The organism is Geodermatophilus sp. URMC 63 (assembly GCF_053502565.1).
The window spans coordinates 2,752,763-2,770,651 of record NZ_CP199956.1; the positions used below are offsets into that span (position 1 = coordinate 2,752,763).

Sequence of the window (17,889 nt, forward strand, 5' to 3'; positions counted from 1 at the left end):
CCGTGCCTCGCGACCCACGAGAGATCCAGCTGGAGATCGACGCCGCCCGCGAGTCGCTGGCGGCGACCCTGGACCACCTGGCCGACCGGGGCAGCCCCACACGGCTCAAGGCCCAGGGCCAGGCCGCGGTCCAGCGCTTCCTGCAGTCCCAGGCGGGCATGGCCACGATGGGCGCCCTCGGCCTGATCGTGACGCTGAGCGTGGTCCAGAAGGTCCGCAGCCGCCGGGCACCGAGGCGCCGGACCACCCGTCCCCGGGCGCAGACCCGCAGGCGCTGACCGCCGAGGTGCGCACCCCGCGTCGCGACCCGGTCGGTCCCGGTCAGGAGTCGGTCTGGGACTACCCCCGCCCGCCGTCGGCCGAGGTGACCGCCCGCCGCGTCGTCGTCGAGCTCGGCGGCCGCGTGGTGACGCAGACCTCGCGCGCGGTGCGGGTCTGCGAGACCAGTCACCCGCCGGTCTACTACGTGCCCCGGGAGGACGTCGTCCCCGGGGTGCTGGAGCGGGCGGCCGGCTCGTCGTGGTGCGAGTGGAAGGGGGCGGCGACCTACTGGGACGCCGTCGTCGACGGCCGCCGGCACCCCGCCGTCGGCTGGTCCTACGAGCAGCCCACCGCCGGCTACGAGCACCTGCGCGGCGCGGTGGCGTTCTACCCCGACCGGGTCGACCGCGCACTGGTCGACGGCGAGCAGGTGCGGGCGCAGGCCGGCGACTTCTACGGCGGCTGGATCACCGACGAGGTCGTCGGCCCGTTCAAGGGCGAGCCGGGCACCCTGGGCTGGTGATCCTCAGCCGGTCCGGCGCACCAGGGGCAGGACCACCGTCTCGAGCACCGCGTCGGCGTAGGCGGCGTCCACCGGCTCGCGGGTGACCAGCCAGCGCTGCACGAACAGCGCGGTGCTCGCCTCGGCCGGGATCGACCCCGGCAGCCCCGGCCCCACCTCGCCGCGGGCCTGCGCCCGCAGCCAGGTCTGGTCGTAGGCCCGCCGCCAGACCGCCAGCGGCCCCTCCCGGAACGCCTCGATCAGCGCCGGCTCGTACTGCATGGCCGCCAGCAGCGAGCGGGTGGCCGCGCCGACCGGGCTGGCCATCATCTCGACCATCCGGTGCACCAGCGAGCGCAGGTCGCCCTCCAGCGACCCGGTGTCGGCGGCGATCGTCCAGGCCCGGTTGACCTCGGAGACGGTGTCGACGACGAGTTCCTGCTTGGTGCGCCAGCGGCGGTAGATCGTCGCCTTGCCGACACCGGCCTCCGCGGCGACGGCGTCCATCGTCAGCGCGCTGTAGCCGACGTCGCCGAGCAGCCGCAGGATGGCCGCCCGGATGACGTCGTCGCGGCTGGGATCCCGCGGACGGCCCCCGCGGCCGGCGCGGGGCGGCGGGTCGGCGATGACTGCGGAGGACATGCGCGCACCCTAGGGCCTGGGAGGGCCGTGGACGGCGGTCCGCGTCGCGCGAGGAGTACCGGTCCGTCCCGGTCCCGGCGACCGCTCCGTGGGCCTGCCGCGCGCCTGCCCGGCCCGGCCGGCCGGGTCGGCCATCCTGCTGCGCGTGGTGAGCACGATCGGCGCAGCGCGGCGGCGCGAGGAGTGGGTCCTGCCCGACGTCGCGACCCGGGTCCTGCTGGCGACGGAGCAGGAGCACGTGCTGCCGGCCGTGGCCGCCGTGGCCCGCGCGGTCGGGTTGTCGGTGTTCGCCGCCCCCGGCCTGCTGGACCTGCTCGACGAGCGCGACGGCCTCGGCGTGGAGCGGTTGTTCGACCGGCTCTCCCGCGAGCTGACCGGCGCGGAGGCCGAGGCGGTGCGGGTGGCCACCGACCCCGCCGACGAGTACACGGCGCTGGCCACCGGACTGCTCACCGCCCCGACGCTGGCCGCCGAGCTGGCCCGGCGGGGGATCACCGCCGAGGTCGGGGTCCTGGCCGAGGCGGAGCTGTGGTCGGCCTACCAGCCGATCGTCGAGCTCACCGGCCGGGCCGTCGTCGGGCACGAGGCGCTGCTGCGCGGCGACTCCGACGGCCGCACGATCGACGGCGGCGACCTGTTCTTCGTCGCCGACTCCGCCGGGTGGCTGCCGCGGCTGGACCGGGTGGGCCGCGAGTGCGCCATCGCCGGGGCCGCCGGGTGGATCGGCGGGGCCGACCTGTTCGTCAACACCCACCCCACCTCCGTGCTGCGGCCCGACGCCGACCTCGCCAGCACCGCCGAGGCGCTGGAGCTGGCCGGGCTGCGGCCGCGGCAGCTCGTGCTCGAGGTGGGGGAGCGGGCCGCCGTCACCGACCGCGGGCACCTGCTGGCCGTGCTCGAGTCCTACCGGGCCCACGGCTGGCGGGTGGCCCTCGACGAGGTGGCCGCCGGGTGGTCGAGCCGCTCCCTGCTCGACGTCGTCCGGCCCGACGTCGTCAAGCTCGGGCGGGCGCTGGTGTCGGCGCTGCCCGACGACGGCGCCCGGGCGGTGGTGCGCACGGTGGCCGGGCACGCCCACCGCCTCGGCGCGGTGGTGGTGGCGGAGGGCGTGGAGACCGAGCAGGCCGCCGCGGAGGTGGCCGCGCTCGGCGCCGACCTCGCCCAGGGCTGGCTGTTCGGCCGCCCGGCCGCGCCGCCGGCCCACCGGCGCGAGGACGAGGAGCTCAGTCCAGTCCCCACCCCGTGAGCACCGGCCGCGCGTGCTCGTGCCCCAGGACGCCGTAGGCGCCGGCCGGCAGCGCGAACAGCGCCCCCGCCTCGGGGTCGAGCCCCAGCCAGCGCGCGGTGAGCACCCGCAGCACGTGCCCGTGGGCCACCAGCGCGACGTCGCCGTCGTCCAGCCTCGCCCGGGCCCGCTCCAGCACCCGGTCCACCCGCCGGCCGACGTCGTCCACCGACTCCCCGGGGGACTCCCCGGGGACGACGGGGTCGCGCCACACCGACCACGGCCGGCCGAGCTCCTCGCTGATCTCGGCGGTGGTGCGGCCCTCGTAGCCGCCGTAGTCGAACTCGACGAGGTCCTCGTCGACCGCGGTGGCCGTCAGCCCGGCGAGCTCCGCGGTGCGCCGGGCCCGCTGGCGCGGGCTGACCCACACCTCGGCGAACGAGCGCCGCGCCAGGGTGGGGGCGAGCTGCCGGGCCCGCTCCTCGCCCTCGGGCAGCAGTGGCACGTCGGTCACGCTGGTGTGCTGGCCGCTGCGGCTCCACTCGGTCTGTCCGTGCCGCAGCACGACGATCTCGCCCACCGCCGCCTCCTGTCGTCCGTGTCGCCGCTCACATCGGGGGACGCCGGGAAGCATCCCCCCTGGCGGTGTGCTGCCCCGGAGAGACCCCGGGGCGCCCGGCTCCGGGCGCGCACCCGGGAGGGTCGATGACCACGGCCGCACTGACCGACACCTTCGCCATCGGCGGGGACCTGCCCGTCCACCGGCTCGGCTACGGCGCCATGCAGCTGCCCGGCCCCGGCGTCTGGGGCGAGCCGGCCGACCGCGACGGCGCCCTCGCCGTCCTGCGGGCCGCCGTCGAGCAGGGCGTCGACCTCATCGACACCGCCGACTCCTACGGCCCCCTCGTCAGCGAGCAGCTCATCGCCGAGGCGCTGCACCCCTACCCGGAGGGCCTGGTCATCGCGACCAAGGCCGGCCTGACCCGCCAGGGCCCGGGCATCTGGACGCCGGTGGGCCGCCCCGCCTACCTCAAGCAGCAGGTCGAGCTGTCGTTGCGGCACCTGCGCGTGGAGCGCATCGACCTCATCCAGCTGCACCGCATCGACCCCGACGTCCCGCTGGCCGACCAGCTCGGCGCGTTCCGGGAGCTGCAGGACGAGGGCAAGGTCCGCCACATCGGCGTCTCGGAGGTGTCGGTGGCCGAGCTCGAGCAGGCCCGCCAGATCGTCGACGTCGTCAGCGTGCAGAACCTCTACAACCTGACCAACCGGCAGTCGCAGGACGTCCTCGACTCCGCCACGGAGCACGGCATCGCCTTCATCCCGTGGTTCCCGATCGCCACGGGGGACCTGGCCGCTCCGGACAGCCCGGTGGCCGACATCGCCCGTGAGCTCGACGCCACCCCGGCGCAGGTCGCTCTGGCGTGGCTGCTGCAGAAGTCGCCGGTGGTCCTGCCCATCCCCGGCACCAAGTCGGTCGACCACCTGACGGAGAACATGGGCGCGGCGACGCTGACCCTCTCCGACGAGGACGTCGCGCGCCTCGACGCCCTCGCCTGAGGGAGGACCCGGAGGCGGGGCTCCTCAGCGCCGGCGGTCCCGGGGGACGGTCACGTCCGGGTGGGCCGTGTCGTGCGCCGCGGGCAGGTCGTCGGGTGCCGGCCGCGGACGCGCGGCCGGCACCTCCTCCCACGGTGGGGTGAGCCACGCCGTCGCCGTCGCCGTCGCCACCGCCGGCGCCTCGGGGGCCGGGCGGGGCCGCGGCCTCGGCCGCACCGGGTCCTGCCCGGTCAGCGGCCCGTCCAGCTCCAGGTGCTCGGCCAGCCCGGTCTCGGTGACCAGCCGCCGGGTCACCGCGGGGGCGCCGACCACCCGGCAGCAGCGCCCGGACGCGGCCATGGCGTCGCTGAACCCGGCCAGGGCCTGCAGCGCGCTCCGGTCGCGGAAGCGCGCCCCGGCGACGTCGACGACCACGCTGGTGGTCCCGTGGCCGGCGGCCCGCGTCAGGGCGGGGACGAGGCGGGGCAGCGTGGGACGGCCGGCGTCGCCGGTGAGGCGGACGACGACCTGGTCGGGGGCGGGGACGACGGCGACGTGGAGGTGCACGGGGACTCCGGAGAGTTCGCGGCGTCGCGGGTTCGGGCGCCGTGTTCGACGCTAACCCCGAACCCCCGTCATCACAACGGGGAGTGGTCATCCAGTAGCGGACCGCTCCGGGAGCGCGGTGCCCGGCCCGGGTGGACCCGTGTCGGCACCCTGGTGCGCCAGGCGTCACCATGGGGGCGTGGACGCCGAGGACTTCACGCTGATCCGGGACGCGGTGCGCCGGCTGGTGCGGGAGGTGGTGGTCCCGCGCGAGGAGGAGATCGACCTCGACGACCGCATCCCCGAGGAGCTGCGCGGCGCGGCCGCCGAGATGGGGTTGTTCGGTTACGCCCTGCCCGAGGAGTACGGCGGCCTCGGCGTCGACATGCGCGAGGACGTCGAGCTGGCCTTCGAGTTCGGCTACACGACGCCGGCGTTCCGTTCGCTGTTCGGCACCAACAACGGCATCGCCGGCCAGGTGATCGCCCGGTTCGGCAGCGAGGAGCAGAAGAAGACGTACCTGCCGCGGCTGGCCGCCGGCGAGCTGATCGGCTCCTTCGCCCTCACCGAGGCCGAGGCCGGCTCCGACCCCGCCGGGTTGCGCACGGCCGCCCGCCGCGACGGCGACGGCTGGGTGATCAACGGCGCCAAGCGCTACATCACCAACGCGCCGCTGGCCGACCTGTTCGTCGTCTTCGCCCGCACCGACCCCGAGCAGCAGGGCGGGCGCGGCATCTCCAGCTTCGTCGTCGACGCGCACGCGCCCGGCGTCTCGCTGGGCGCGAAGGACAAGAAGATGGGGCAGTCGGGCGCCTGGACCTCGGAGGTGTTCTTCGACGACGTCCACGTGCCGGCCGACGCCCTGGTCGGGGAGGAGGGCCGCGGGTACGCCAAGGCGCTGACCGTCCTCTCCCGCGGCCGGCTGCACATCGCGGCGCTGTGCGTCGGCATGGCGCAGCGGGTGCTCGACGAGTCGGTGGCCTACGCCGCCTCCGCCAAGCAGGGTGGTGCGCCGATCGGCCGCTTCCAGCTGGTGCAGGCCCTCATCGCCGACGTGCACGCGGAGCTGCTGGCGGGGAGGGCGATGGTGCGCGAGGTGGCCGCCCGCTACGACTCCGGCGAGGACACCTCGATCGGCCCGTCGTCGGCCAAGCTGTTCTGCAGCGAGATGGTCGGCCGCGCGGTCGACCGGGCGGTGCAGGTGCACGGCGGGCTGGGCTACCTGCGGACGACGCCGGTCGAGCGCTTCTACCGCGACGCCCGGCTCTACCGGCTCTACGAGGGCACCAGCGAGGTGCAGCGCGTGATCATCGGCAGCGGTCTGCTCCGCGCCGCCGGCATGCCGCGTGGCTGACGGACCCTCCGGCTCCCCGCTCCTCCCCGGCGCTCGCGACGGAGCCCCGCAGGAGGGCCGTCCCGGCACGTCACCGGACGAGCGGGCCGGGCGCCGGATCGCGGTCGGGGAGCTGGGCGAGGCGCTGCGCGACCTGGTCGACGCCGCCGTCCGCACCGAGGTGGCCGAGGACGAGCTGGCCGACGTCGCCGCGGCCGCGCGGGAGCTCACCGCCCGGCTGCGGGCGCACGGCCGCGAGCTGCACGAGGTCGCCCGGGTCGACGACCCGGACACCGGTGAGCGCTGGTACAGCCCGGTGTACGGCCCGGGCAGCCCGGTGGCGCCGCCGCTGGTGGCCACCGACACCCCGGACGGGACGGCGACCGGCCGGGTCACCGTGGGCAAGGCGCACGAGGGCCCGCCAGGGCTCGTGCACGGCGGGGTGGTGGCCACCCTGCTCGACCACGTCCTGGCCCGCGCCGTCCGTGCCGCCGGCCGTGGCGGGCTCACCGCCACGCTGACCGTCCGGTACCGCCGTCCGGTGCGCCTGGGTGTCCCGCTGCTGCTGTCGGCCGAGATGGGGGAGAGCTCCGGCCGGCGCACCACCGCCACGGCCCGGCTGGTGACCGAGGACGACCCGGACACCGTGCTCGCCGAGGCCGACGGCCTGTTCGTCGCCCTGCGCCCGGAGCGGGCGGCCAGCGTGTTCGCGCACATGGACCGCCCGGTCGGCGCCTGGACGTCGTCCTCCGACGGCTGAGCAGCGCGCACGCCCGCGGGCCCGTCCGCTGGACCAGCGGGCGGGTACACGGGCGTGCTCGGGGTGGCCGGGACGTCAGGCGGCGGGTTGCAGCAGGCGTGGTCCGGTGCGGATCTCGGTGCCGTCGGGTCGCCAGGTGCGCCAGCGGCCGTCGGGTCGTCGTTCGACGCGGAAGCCGTGGTGGACCTTGGTGTGGTGCCGCTCGCACAGCAGGGCGGAGTTGTCCAGGTTGGTGGGGCCGCCGTCGAGCCAGTGCACCAGGTGGTGCACCTCCGCCCACCAGGTGGGGGCGTCGCAGCCGGTGAACACGCAGCCGCCGTCGCGCAGCTCGACCGCGCGGCGCAGGTGGCGGTCGGCGACCCGCTGTTCCCGGCCGAGGTCGATGGGTGCGCCGTCGGGGCCCATGACGACCCGGGAGACGGTGGCGTCGCAGGCGATCCAGCGGGCGCGGGCGGCGGAGATGACCGCGCCGAACCCCATCCGCGCGGTGGCCGGGCCGGTGGTGGGGTCGGCCAGGTCGTCGAGGTCGATCACGACCGCGACGTGCGGCTTGACGGTGCGCAGCACCGGCAGCGACCCGGACGCCAGCCGGTTGTCGCACAGCTGCACTTGGGCATCCCCCAGCCGCTGGGCGCGACAGCGGTCGTCCCCGGCGGGGCGGTCGGCCTGCACGTGGGACTCCAGCGCGGCCTGCACCTTCTCCCCGCCGACCGGGTCGAGCTCGCCGCGGATGGTGAGCGTTCCGTCGGCGTGCTTGACGATGGTCAGCCGCCGCCCCCCGGTGGCGTCGGGTTCGAGGCCGTCGGGGTCGAGGTCGGCCAGCTAGTGCCGCACCGCGGCGAGGAGGTCGGCGTATGGGTGCTCGACGGCCACGCCGGTGAGCACGGCGTCGATGACCGCCAGGTCCACCCCCTGCTCGGCGGCGGCCTGCAGGCGCTGCGGTGTCAGCGCGGTCGCAGCGATCGTCACCTGCTCGGCGGTGACCAGTCCGGCGTCGTGGGCCTCGGCCAGTGCCGGCAGGTGCTCGAGCACCCGGCCGTTGCCCACGAGCCGGGCGGCCGCGGCGGCCGAGAGCCGGCAGTGCCCCCGCAGCCACGAGGCCGTGCTCTTCAGCCCGTCGCGCTCGGGCGCCTGCGACAGCTCCGCCTCGCGTACCCGGCGGGCGAGCAGGGCGTCGATCCGGTTGCGCTCGGCGACCAGCGCGGCGACGTCGTCGAGGACGTCTCCACTGCTCCACTCATCCGAACACATGTACGAAGTCTAGCTCGATCCGCAGGTTCCCACAGCCCGAATCCCCTGGTCAAAGGCCTGTCCACAGATCCGTCCGGCCCCTCGAGGCCGCGCGACCTCCGTCAGGCCGACCGGCGGAACAGCTGGACGGAGGCCACCGGGACCGCGCCGGCGTGCAGCAGGGCGCGCAGGCTGGCGGCGTTGCCCGGAGCCACGGCCGCCACGACGGGCTCGCCCTCCGGCACCGCGTCGAGCACCGCCGACGCGAGGGCCGTGCCCTCACCGTGGCCCCGCCGTGCCGGCTCCAGCTCGACGCTGAACTCCCTCAGCCCCGCGATGCCGGCACCCAGCACCGCGACGGCCGACCGGTCGCGGTCCGGCCACCCCAGCACCCGGACGTCGTCGCGCAGTGCCGTCGCGAACGCCACCCGCGGGTGGCCGCACAGGTCCGGACGCTCGACCAGCGGACCGCCGCGGCCGGTGCCGCGGGCGACGAGCAGCGCGTCGAGGCTGTCGATCCACCCGTCGACGCCTGCCAGCGCGGTGAGCACGCGCGGGTGGTGCGTGCCGCCGACCCCGTCGACGCCGAGAGCGCGCAGCCGGGCGTCGTCACGGTCGGGGTCCAGCGCGAGGACGGCGTGCCCGGTGAACGCCACGACCGCCTCCAGCCCGGACCGCCACGGCGGCACCCGGCTCCACCCGCCGTCGGCGGGCGGGAACCTGCCGCCGGCCGCGCCGACGAGCAGCGCGGCCAGCGGGTGCGGTGCCGGCACGCCGGCGCGAATCAGTCCGGGCGGCGGTTCGGCACGTTGGAGGGGTCGCCGCCCGGGTCGTGCTCGCGGCCGCCGGTCGCCGACAGCAGCGGGCCGGGGCCGCCGTCGCCCTGGCCGAGGGCGGCCACGAACTGGCGCAGGACGTCGTCGCCGCGGTGCGCCGGGTGCCAGTCGAGCTGGGTGCGGGCGCGGGCGGTCTCGAGCACCGGCGACTGCAGGCCGAGGTCGAGCCAGCCCGGCTCGGTCGGCACGAGGTGGGCGTGGAAGGCCGCCGACAGTCCCGTCCGCAGCGCCACGGCCGGCACCGGGATCCGCACGGTGCCCAGGGCCCGGGCGATGCCGTCGGCGTCGAGGGCCGGGTCGGCGGAGAGGTTGAACGGGCCGGGGGCGCGGCGGTCGAGCATCCGGGTGATCGCGTCGGCGACGTCGTCGGCGTGGACGAAGCCCACGTGCACCGAGGGCAGCGGCAGGGGCAGCAGGGAGGCCACCTGGCCCGGCACGAGCCGGGCGGCGGCGAACAGCAGCGGCCCGAGGAAGTAGCGGCCGATCTCGCTGGCGGCCTCGGGCTGGAGCACCAGCGTCGGCCGGACGACGGTCAGCGTGACGTCCCGCTTGCGCCCCACCACCTCGCGGACCACCCGCTCGGCCTCGGACTTCTGCCGGCTGTACTGCGACGACGGGATGCCGGTGGTGGGCCAGTCCTCGGTGACCGGCCGGGCGCCGCCGCCCGCGGCGTAGGCGCCCAGGGAGGACATGTGCACCACGTGCTGCACGCCCGCGGCGACCGCCGCCCGCACCACCCGGCGGGTGCCGTCGACGTTGGCCCTGTGCAGCTGGTCGGGCTTGCGCCCCGGCTGCAGCGCCCAGGCGAGGTGGACGACGGCGTCGACGCCCTCGAGCAGGTTCGTGAGCGCCTGCTCGCTGGCGGTCTCGCCGAGGTCGGCGTGGTACCAGGTCACCGCGTCGTAGGGAGCCGTGTCGGGCGGCTGCCGGCGGGCCAGCCCGCGGACCTCGGCCACGCCGCTGCCCGGCGCGGTCAGCCGCCGCAGCAGGGCCGTCCCGACGTTGCCGCTGGCGCCGGTGACGGCGACCTTCAGGCCCTTGAGGTGGTCGCGGGGGAGATCAGCCATGTCGAGGCGCTACCCGCAGCATCGGACGGCAACCAGGGAGCCCCGTCACGGGGCCGGGACGACGCCCGGTGCCGGGTCGGCGTGCGCCGCCGCCCGGTCTCCGGGACGCAGACCGAGGGAGACCACCGCCACCAGCAGGAGTGCGCCGGACACGGCGAGGAAGCCCGCGCCGGTGCCCGCAGCCCCGGCCAGCCGCGCGAGCCCCAGGGTGCCGCCGAGCGCACCGACCTGCAGCGCCAACGAGGACGCCGACAGCGCGGTCGCCCGCTGCCCGGCGCCCACCCGCCCGTGCAGCACCGCCTTCCACAGCGGCCAGGAGGCCGCGTTGGCGGTGTAGAAGACGGCGAACAGGCACCCCAGGACCACCGGCCCACCGAGCGGGACGGCCGCGACCGCCGCGGCGCCGAGGACGGCGAGCGCCGCGCTCCCGGCCGCCGCGGACCCGCGGGCCGCTCGGCGCGCGGCCGGCGCCAGCAGGGCGCCCGCACCGGCTGCCGCGAACGACACCGCCATCACCACGCCGAAGACCGCCGACCCACGGGTCAGACTGTCGGTGAGGTCGGCGGCGTGCAGTGGGCCGAGCAGCTCGAGGGTGCTCAGCACCGTCCCGACCAGGGCCGAGATCGCCAGCACGCGCCGCAGCATCTGGTCGCGGGCCACCAGCCGGCCCGTGTCGCGGACGACGGCGGGCGCCGTCCGCAGCCCGGCGCGCAGTGCGGCGGCCCCCGACGTGCGGGCGGTGCCGAGCGGGACGACGAGCAGCGCGACCGCGGCGGCCGACACCAGCGACAGCGCCGCGGCGAGCAGGATCGGCAGGACCAGGACCGCGTCGCCGGAGCCGTCGGCCAGCAGGGGCAGCAGGCCGCCCAGCACGGCGCCCACGCACAGGCCCGCGCCGTCGGCCGCCCCGGCCCGGGACAGGCCCGGGGTCACGTCGGCGTCCGGGTCGGCGGCACGCACGGCGTCGACGTACCAGGCCTCCAGGGGTCCGGAGTTCAGCGCCCGGCCGACGGCCCGCAACGCCTCGGCGAGGGCGAAGCCGGCCAGGTCGTCGGCGGCCGCGACCGCCAGCAGGCCGGCCGTGGACAGCAGTCCGGAGGCGACGAGCACCGGTCGGGTGCCGACCGCGTCGGCGAGCCCGCCGGTGGGCAGCTCGAGCACCAGGACCACGGTCGAGTAGACGGCGAGCACCACTCCGACGTCAGCGGGGGACAGGCCGCGCGAGGAGGCCAACAGCACGGTCACCGGCGCGCTCAGGCCCACCGGCAGCCAGTGCAGCGCGGTCAGCCCGACGAAGCGGCGGGTGGCGGAGCGGACGCCGATCACGACGGGTACTCGGTCAGCCGGAACAGGTCGAGCAGCACGTGCACCAGCGGCTGCCCGGGCTCCTCGCGCTCGGCGCGCCACCGCGCCACGACGGCGTTGAGCTCGTCGACCAGCTCCCCGGCGGCGGCGGGGGAGAGGTGCAGTGCCCAGTCGTTGAGCGAGGTGGCGTCGCGCCAGGCCTCGTCGAGCCGCTCGCGCTGCTCGGCGTGCGCGGCCAGCAGCCGGCGCTGGACGGCCAGGCTCTGGTGGGTCAGCTCCTCGACCACCTCGCGGCCACCCGGCCGGGCCACCACCTCCTCGGTGGACCAGCGGGTGCTGCGGTGCCGCGCCCGCCACCACCGCTCCCGGCCGGTGCCCTCGCCCGGTACCTCCTCGACCAGGCCGAACCCGGCCAGCTGCCGCAGGTGGTAGCTGGTGCTGCCGCTGCTCTCACCCAGTCGCTGGCCGAGCCGGGAGGCGGTCGAGGGGCCCTCAGCGCGCAACAACCCCAGCAGGGACGCGCGCAGCGGGTGGGCGACCGCGCGCAGGACCCGCGGGTCGCTGACGTCGACCGCCTCGGCGGGGAGCTCCTCCGTCGACACACCGGGAGGCTAACTGTGCAAAAGACCCTTTGCAAAGACTTCTCTGCACACTGCCGAGCGTGATCATCGCCACGTGGTCGGGGAACGCGCCGACGGGACCCACCGGTCGCCGATCATCACGGGGAGGTGGTGGCAGCCGGTCGCTGGGTCCCGGCGATCACGGGGGGATGGAGGAGCGGAGGCGTCAGTGAGCGTCGAGTGCCTCCCCGCGGCGCTCGGGCAGTGCCCAGGAGCCGACGGCGGCCAGGACGAAGGCGGCCGCGAAGACGCCGAACACCAGACCGGTGCCGCCGGCGTCCAGCAGCGGCGGCACGCACAGCGGCGCGGCGATCGAGGCGATCCGGCCGAACCCCGCGGCGGCGCCCGCCCCGGTGCCCCGCAGCGCGGTCGGGTAGACCTCCGGCGTCACGGCGTAGACCGCGCCCCACGCGCCGAGGTTGAAGAAGGACAGGACCATCCCGGTGGCCAGGACGGCGGTGTCGCCGGCCGCCTGGGCGAACAGCGCGGCACCGAGCGCCGAGCCGAGCAGGAAGACCACGAGCGTCGGCCGCCGTCCCCACCGCTCGACCAGCACGGCCGCCGCCGCGTACCCGGGCAGCTGGGCCAGCGTGATGAGCAGTGTGAAGCCGAACGAGCGGACCAGCGAGAAGCCCGAGGCGACCAGCAGTGTGGGCAGCCAGATGAAGGCGCCGTAGTAGGCGAAGTTGATGCCGAACCAGACCGTCCACAGCGCCGCCGTCCGCCCGCGGGTGCCCGGCGCCCACAGGCCGGACGCGCGGGGGGTCGGGGCGGGGAGGCCGGGGTGCGCCGCCGCCGGCTCCGGGACGACGCCGGCGGCGGTCTCGAAGCGCCGCACCGCCGTCTCCGCCTCGTCGTGGCGGCCGCGCAGCTCCAGGAAGCGCACCGACTCGGGCAGGCCGCGGCGCACCACCACGGCATAGAGCGCCGGGACGGCGCCCAGCGCCAGCGCCCACCGCCAGCCGGCGTCACTGCGGGGGACGACGAGGTAGCCGATCAGCGCGGCGAGCAGCCAGCCGACCGCCCAGAACGCCTCGAGCGCCACCACCACCCGGCCGCGCAGCCGGGCCGGCGCGTACTCGCTGACCAGCGTGGAGGCGACCGGCAGCTCCGCGCCCAGGCCCAGCCCGATGAGGAAGCGGAACACCAGCAGCGCCGCCACCGACCACGCCAGCGCAGCCGCGCCGGTGGCCACGCCGAACACCAGCAGGGTGAGCGCGAAGACCGAGCGGCGGCCGACCCGGTCGGCGAGCAGGCCGCCGAGGGTGGCGCCCAGCGCCATGCCCACGAAGCCGATGGAGCCGATCCAGGACAGCTCGGTGGGGGTGAGCGACCACTGGACGGCGAGCGCGGCCATGACGAAGGAGATGAGGCCGACGTCCATGGCGTCCAGCGCCCAGCCGAGGCCGGAGCCGACCACGAGCCGGCCGTGCTCGCGGGTGAACGGCAGCCGGTCGAGCCGCTGGGCCCGGGTCAGCGTGGGGGGCGCGGCATCGGTGCTCACGGGCGCGGGCGGTACCCCCGGGGATCGTCCGGACACGCGGGACGACCGGTCGTGCGGGGCTACGGTCGCCGGCGTGGCCCCGACCGCCTCCGACGAGGTCACCGCCCGGGAGCGGTGAGGTCAGCCCCGGCGCAGCCGGGCGGCCACGACGTCGGCCGGCAGCACGGCCTGCCCGGTCGTGCCGCGGCCGAGCACCCGGCCGGCCGCGTCGAGGGCCTCCAGCGCGCAGGTCACCCGGCCCCCGTCCGCCCCGGTGCAGCGGGCGGTGACCCGGACGCGGTCGCCCACCCAGGCCGGCGCGAGGTGCTCGACCGACACCGCCGTCCCGATGCCCTCCTCGCCGGGCTCGAGGTGCGCCAGCAGCAGCTTGCGGCCGGCCTCCTCGAAGTGCCGGGCCATCGTGTAGGTCGCGTACACCGGGTGCACGGGGCCCAGCTCGTCGAACCGGACGGTCATCGCCTCGGTGACGACGACGTCGAGGACGGCGGTCTCCCCGGGCGGGATCGGGGTCACGCGTCGAAGTCGACGGTGACGGCGTCCGACAGCGGCAGGGTCTGGCAGGTGAGGACGTAGCCGGCCTCGACCTCCTCCCGCTCGAGCGCGTAGTTGCGCCGCATCTCGACCTCGCCGTCGGTGACCCGGGCCCGGCAGGTGCCGCAGACCCCGCCCTTGCAGGCGAAGGGCAGGTCGGAGCGCACCCGCTGGGCGGAGTCCAGCACGGGCTCGTCGCGGGGCAGGGCCAGCGTGGTGGCGCGGCCGTCGAGGACCACGGTGACCTGGCTGCTCGGGCCGGCGACGGTCTGGTCGTCGCCGCGGACCGGCTGCGGCGGGACGTCGTCGACGTAGAACAGCTCCTGGTGCACCCGCTGCGCCGGCACGCCGAGCTCGGTGAGCAGGTCGCGGGCGTCGGTGACCATCCCGTGCGGGCCGCACAGCCACCAGTGGTCGACGTGCCCGACGTCGACGAAGGCGCCGACCAGGGTGCGGAGCCGGTCGCCGTCGAGCCGGCCGCTGGTCAGCTCGGCGTCGCGCGGCTCGCGGGAGAGCACGTGCACCAGCTGCAGGCGGGGACCGTGGCGGTCCTTCAGGTCGGCAAGCTCGTCGGCGAACATCACCGTGTTGGTCCGCCGGTTGCCGTAGAAGACGGTGACGGTCGACTCGCCGTCGCGCAGGACGCTCGCGGCCAGCGACAGCGCCGGGGTGATGCCGGAGCCGGCGACGACGAAGACGTGGTCGGCGGGCACGGACAGGTCGGCGGTGAAGGTGCCCGACGGCGGCAGCACCTCGACCTCGTCGCCGGGCCGCACCTCGTGCACGAGGTAGGAGGAGAAGAAGCCGCCGGGCACCTCGCGGACGCCGACCCGCGGCGGTGCGCCGACCGGCGCGCAGATGGAGTAGGAGCGGCGCTCGTCGCGGTCGCCGTCGACCCGCCGCAGGGTGAGCGCCTGGCCCGGCCGGAACGCGTAGTCCTCGGCCAGCTCCGGGGGGACGTCGAAGGTGACCGCGACCGCGTCGTCGGTCAGCCGCTCGACGCTCGCGACCCGGAGCGGGTGGAACCGCGGACGGCGGCGGGCGGGCGCACTCATCGGTCAGATCTCCTTGACGTGCTCGAACGGCTCGCGGCAGCTGCGGCAGCGGCGCAGTGCCTTGCAGGCGGTGGCGCCGAACTCGCTGAGCTCCTCGGTGTCGGCGGAACCGCACAGCGGGCAGGACGCCGTCCGGCGGGTCGGGCCCAGCTGCAGCGGGACCGGCCCCGCAGGCCGCACCGGTGCGCGGCCGGGCGGGGCGATGCCGGCGGTGGCGAGCCGGCGGCGGCCCTCGGCGCTGATCCAGTCGGTCGACCAGGCGGGGGAGAGGACGGTGCGCACCTCGACGCGGTCGAAGCCGGCCGCGTGCAGGGCGTGCAGCAGGTCGGCGCGCATGACGCCCATCGCCGGGCAGCCGCTGTAGGTGGGCGTGATCTCGACGACCACGGTGCCGTCGTCCCCGGTGCGCACGTCGCGCAGGACGCCGAGGTCGGCGAGGGTGAGCATCGGCAGCTCCGGGTCGGTGACCGTCCCGGCCACCGCCCGGGGGTCGCCAGCGGTCCCCACGGCGCTCACCAGGTCGCCGCCGGGTGCTGCCGGGCCAGCCCCTGCAGGGTGGCGAGCAGCTCGGCCAGCTCCGGGCCGTGCTCGCCGAGGCGACCCCGGGGCGGTGCGCCGGCGGGCTCCTCCGGCACCCGGAGCGTCGCGCGCTCCAGCACGGTGGCCAGCACGTCGCGCACCTCGCCGCGGACGTCGGCGGGGTCGACGGCGACCCCGGCCGCGGCCAGCCGCGCCTCGACGTCGGTGGCGGTGAACAGGTCGGCCAGCAGCGGCCACACCGCGTCGACGCCGTCCTGCGCGCGGCGGTGCGACTCCGCGGTGCCGTCGCCGAGGCGCAGCACCCAGCGGGCGGCGTGGTCGCGGTGGTAGGCCAGCTCGTTGACGCCCTTGGCCGCGATGGCGGCGAGCACCGGGTCCCGCGACTCGCGCAGCCGGGCGAACACCGCCAGCCGCACGGTCGAGGCCACCAGCAGCCGGACCATCGTCCGGGCGAAGTCGCCGTTCTCCGCCTCGACCAGGCCGGTGTTGCGGAACTCGTCGGCGTCGCGGAAGTAGGCCAGGGCGTCCTCGTCGGGGATGCTCGCCGTCGCCAGGTCGCGGGACCGGCCCAGGACGCCGACCGAGCCGGCGCGGGCCAGCAGCAGCCGGGCCTGGCCGAGCAGGTCCAGGCCGGTGTTGCCGATCGCGACCTCCTCCTCCAGCTCGGGCGCGTTGGTCATCCACTGGGTCAGCCGCTGCGCGAGCACGAGGGCGTCGTCGCCCAGCATCAGGCAGTAGGCACCCAGGTCGGCGGGCTCGACGCCGTCGGGCACGGTCGTGTCGACGCCGGCCAGCGGGTCGTCGAAGCCGGTGCCGAACGCCCAGTGCCCCGCGTCGTCGTGCGCGTTCGCCAACGCGTCGTACACGGTCTCCTCGTGAGCCACGACGGAACGCTCCTTGCTTCGTGACGGTGGGCCGGAAGGCCCCCTCTCAGGGCCCCGCCGCCCGAGGTACGAGGGTGGTGGGGGGAGAGGGGGTCCTCTCACATGTGGGGGACGTTCTCGGGGATCTCGTAGAACGTGGGGTGGCGGTAGACCTTGTCGCCGCTGGGGGCGAACATCGGGTCCTTCTCGTCGGGGCTCGACGCGGTGATGTCGGCGGCTCTCACCACCCAGATGCTCACGCCCTCGTTGCGGCGGGTGTAGAGGTCGCGCGCGGCGTGCACGGCCATCTCGTCGTCGGGGGCGTGCAGCGACCCGACGTGCACGTGGTTGAGCCCGCGCTTGCCGCGGACGAACACCTCGTAGAGCGGCCAGTCGCGCCGCACGGCCGGGCGCCGGGGCTCCACCGGCACCTCGGGGCCGGTGGGGACGGCGCCGTGCCCGCCCTCGCTGGTCAGGTCACCGGTCACGGTGCTTCTCCGCGTACGCCGTGGCCGCCTCGGTCACCCAGGCGTTGTCGTCGCGCGCCGCCCGCCGCCGGGCGATCCGCTCGGCGTTGGCCGGGCCGTCGCCGCTGATGACGCGCTTGAACTCGGCCCAGTCGATCGCGCCGAACCGCCAGTGCCCGGTCTCCTCGTCGAAGGCCAGGTCCGGGTCGGGCAGCGTCACGCCGAGCACCTGCGCCTGCGGGACGGTCATGTCCACGTAGCGCTGGCGCAGCTCGTCGTTGCTGTGCCGCTTGATGCCCCAGGCCATCGACTGCGCCGAGTTGGGGCTGTCGTCGTCGGGCGGGCCGAACATCATCAGCGAGGGCGCCCACCAGCGGTCGACGGCGTCCTGCACCATCGCCCGCTGCTCCTCGGTGCCGCGCACCATCGTCATGAGCAGCTCGTAGCCCTGCCGCTGGTGGAACGACTCCTCCTTGCAGATGCGGATCATCGCCCGGGCGTAGGGCCCGTAGGAGGAGCGGCACAGCGGCACCTGGTTGCAGATCGCCGCGCCGTCGACGAACCAGCCGATGACGCCGACGTCGGCGTAGGTCAGCGTGGGGTAGTTGAAGATCGAGCTGTACTTCTGCCGGCCCTCGATGAGCTTGTCGGTGAGGTCGGCCCGGTCGGCGCCGAGGGTCTCGGCCGCGGAGTACAGGTACAGGCCGTGCCCCGCCTCGTCCTGCACCTTGGCCAGCAGCACGGCCTTGCGGCGCAGGCTCGGCGCCGCCAGCAGCCAGTCGCCCTCGGGCTGCATCCCGATGATCTCCGAGTGGGCGTGCTGGGCGATCTGCCGGATGAGCGTCTTCCGGTAGCCCTCGGGCATCCAGTCGCGCGGCTCGACGCGCCGGTCGGCGGCGATGGTGGCGTCGAACCCCGCCTGCAGCGCGGCCTCGTCGGCGGGCCGGTCCAACGTCGGCGCGGACATCGGGTCTCCCCTCAGCTATTTACTGACCGTGCGGTCGGTAATAGTGTGCCCGACGAGGCCGCGCGGCACAAGGACACGGCCCCACGAGCAGCCACG

At 76.1% G+C, this 17,889-nt stretch carries 21 protein-coding genes and 1 pseudogene; 6 read left to right on the forward strand and 16 right to left on the reverse strand.

The features are described from left to right. Positions 1–2 precede the first annotated feature (2 nt). Both ACWIZO_RS13535 and ACWIZO_RS13540 read left to right on the forward strand, forming a co-directional pair. On the forward strand, positions 3–278 hold the full coding sequence (locus ACWIZO_RS13535; protein ID WP_448638194.1) for a DUF3618 domain-containing protein: 276 nt from the start codon (positions 3–5) through the stop codon (positions 276–278). A gap of 8 nt (positions 279–286) precedes the next feature. Next, the gene (locus ACWIZO_RS13540) at positions 287–784 is read left to right on the forward strand and encodes a DUF427 domain-containing protein (protein WP_448638195.1); all 498 of its coding nucleotides are present in this window, start codon (positions 287–289) and stop codon (positions 782–784) included. Between the two features lie 3 nt (positions 785–787). On the opposite strand, the gene ACWIZO_RS13545 is transcribed toward ACWIZO_RS13540, so the two are convergent. Next, entirely contained in the window at positions 788–1,405 is a 618-nt protein-coding gene (locus tag ACWIZO_RS13545; protein ID WP_448638196.1) for a TetR/AcrR family transcriptional regulator, read from the reverse strand. Between the two features lie 88 nt (positions 1,406–1,493). Here ACWIZO_RS13545 and ACWIZO_RS13550 point away from each other — a divergent pair, with 88 nt between their 5' ends. Continuing rightward, entirely contained in the window at positions 1,494–2,651 is a 1,158-nt protein-coding gene (locus ACWIZO_RS13550; RefSeq protein WP_448638197.1) for an EAL domain-containing protein, read from the forward strand. Here the strand turns inward: ACWIZO_RS13550 and ACWIZO_RS13555 are convergent. Continuing rightward, complete coding sequence (locus ACWIZO_RS13555; RefSeq protein WP_446759244.1) at positions 2,629–3,210, reverse strand: histidine phosphatase family protein; 582 nt, start codon at positions 3,208–3,210, stop codon at positions 2,629–2,631. The genes ACWIZO_RS13550 and ACWIZO_RS13555 overlap by 23 nt on opposite strands. A gap of 125 nt (positions 3,211–3,335) precedes the next feature. Here ACWIZO_RS13555 and ACWIZO_RS13560 point away from each other — a divergent pair, with 125 nt between their 5' ends. Then, a complete protein-coding gene (locus ACWIZO_RS13560; RefSeq protein ID WP_448638198.1) occupies positions 3,336–4,190 on the forward strand; it encodes an aldo/keto reductase in 855 nt (284 codons plus the stop codon). 24 nt (positions 4,191–4,214) lie between these two features. Here the strand turns inward: ACWIZO_RS13560 and ACWIZO_RS13565 are convergent, their stop codons facing one another. Beyond that, the gene (locus ACWIZO_RS13565) at positions 4,215–4,736 is read right to left on the reverse strand and encodes an STAS domain-containing protein (RefSeq protein ID WP_448638199.1); all 522 of its coding nucleotides are present in this window, start codon (positions 4,734–4,736) and stop codon (positions 4,215–4,217) included. 178 nt (positions 4,737–4,914) lie between these two features. Between ACWIZO_RS13565 and ACWIZO_RS13570 the strand changes: the two genes are divergently transcribed. Beyond that, entirely contained in the window at positions 4,915–6,069 is a 1,155-nt protein-coding gene (locus tag ACWIZO_RS13570) for an acyl-CoA dehydrogenase family protein (RefSeq protein ID WP_448638200.1), read from the forward strand. Beyond that, positions 6,062–6,808, forward strand: a complete 747-nt coding sequence (locus tag ACWIZO_RS13575; RefSeq protein WP_448638201.1) for a PaaI family thioesterase — start codon at positions 6,062–6,064, stop codon at positions 6,806–6,808. Before ACWIZO_RS13570 ends, ACWIZO_RS13575 begins: the two co-directional genes overlap by 8 nt. A 75-nt stretch (positions 6,809–6,883) precedes the next feature. Here ACWIZO_RS13575 and ACWIZO_RS13580 read toward each other — a convergent pair whose 3' ends face one another. From ACWIZO_RS13580 to paaA, 13 genes and pseudogenes are all read right to left on the reverse strand, one after another. Next, entirely contained in the window at positions 6,884–7,117 is a 234-nt protein-coding gene (locus ACWIZO_RS13580) for an HNH endonuclease (protein WP_448642958.1), read from the reverse strand. Between the two features lie 21 nt (positions 7,118–7,138). Beyond that, positions 7,139–8,059: pseudogene (locus tag ACWIZO_RS13585) on the reverse strand (DUF222 domain-containing protein); the annotation flags it as partial. A gap of 101 nt (positions 8,060–8,160) precedes the next feature. Then, positions 8,161–8,811, reverse strand: coding sequence for a hypothetical protein (locus ACWIZO_RS13590; RefSeq protein WP_448638202.1), 651 nt, complete (start codon positions 8,809–8,811; stop codon positions 8,161–8,163). A gap of 11 nt (positions 8,812–8,822) precedes the next feature. Next, positions 8,823–9,941, reverse strand: coding sequence for an NAD-dependent epimerase/dehydratase family protein (locus ACWIZO_RS13595; RefSeq protein WP_448638203.1), 1,119 nt, complete (start codon positions 9,939–9,941; stop codon positions 8,823–8,825). Positions 9,942–9,986: 45 nt separating this feature from the next. Next, positions 9,987–11,267 (reverse strand): MFS transporter, encoded by a 1,281-nt coding sequence (locus ACWIZO_RS13600; RefSeq protein WP_448638204.1) that lies wholly within the window; start codon positions 11,265–11,267, stop codon positions 9,987–9,989. Further along, positions 11,264–11,848 carry a helix-turn-helix domain-containing protein gene (locus ACWIZO_RS13605; protein WP_448638205.1) on the reverse strand — a complete coding sequence of 195 codons (585 nt, stop codon included), beginning with the start codon at positions 11,846–11,848 and terminating at the stop codon, positions 11,264–11,266. The genes ACWIZO_RS13600 and ACWIZO_RS13605 overlap by 4 nt, the downstream gene beginning before the upstream one ends. 184 nt (positions 11,849–12,032) lie before the next feature. Further along, positions 12,033–13,370, reverse strand: a complete 1,338-nt coding sequence (locus ACWIZO_RS13610; RefSeq protein ID WP_448638206.1) for an MFS transporter — start codon at positions 13,368–13,370, stop codon at positions 12,033–12,035. A 120-nt stretch (positions 13,371–13,490) separates the two neighbouring features. Beyond that, a complete protein-coding gene (locus tag ACWIZO_RS13615) occupies positions 13,491–13,883 on the reverse strand; it encodes a thioesterase family protein (protein WP_448638207.1) in 393 nt (130 codons plus the stop codon). Then, on the reverse strand, positions 13,880–14,956 hold the full coding sequence (paaE, locus tag ACWIZO_RS13620; protein ID WP_448638208.1) for a 1,2-phenylacetyl-CoA epoxidase subunit PaaE: 1,077 nt from the start codon (positions 14,954–14,956) through the stop codon (positions 13,880–13,882). The genes ACWIZO_RS13615 and paaE overlap by 4 nt, the downstream gene beginning before the upstream one ends. A gap of 3 nt (positions 14,957–14,959) precedes the next feature. Then, complete coding sequence (gene paaD / locus ACWIZO_RS13625; protein ID WP_448638209.1) at positions 14,960–15,463, reverse strand: 1,2-phenylacetyl-CoA epoxidase subunit PaaD; 504 nt, start codon at positions 15,461–15,463, stop codon at positions 14,960–14,962. 5 nt (positions 15,464–15,468) lie between these two features. Next, the gene (gene paaC / locus ACWIZO_RS13630) at positions 15,469–16,380 is read right to left on the reverse strand and encodes a 1,2-phenylacetyl-CoA epoxidase subunit PaaC (RefSeq protein ID WP_448638210.1); all 912 of its coding nucleotides are present in this window, start codon (positions 16,378–16,380) and stop codon (positions 15,469–15,471) included. A gap of 98 nt (positions 16,381–16,478) precedes the next feature. Then, positions 16,479–16,847 (reverse strand): 1,2-phenylacetyl-CoA epoxidase subunit PaaB, encoded by a 369-nt coding sequence (gene paaB, locus ACWIZO_RS13635; protein WP_446759262.1) that lies wholly within the window; start codon positions 16,845–16,847, stop codon positions 16,479–16,481. Then, positions 16,837–17,793, reverse strand: coding sequence for a 1,2-phenylacetyl-CoA epoxidase subunit PaaA (gene paaA / locus ACWIZO_RS13640; RefSeq protein WP_448638211.1), 957 nt, complete (start codon positions 17,791–17,793; stop codon positions 16,837–16,839). Before paaA ends, paaB begins: the two co-directional genes overlap by 11 nt. Between the last annotated feature and the right edge of the window lie 96 nt (positions 17,794–17,889).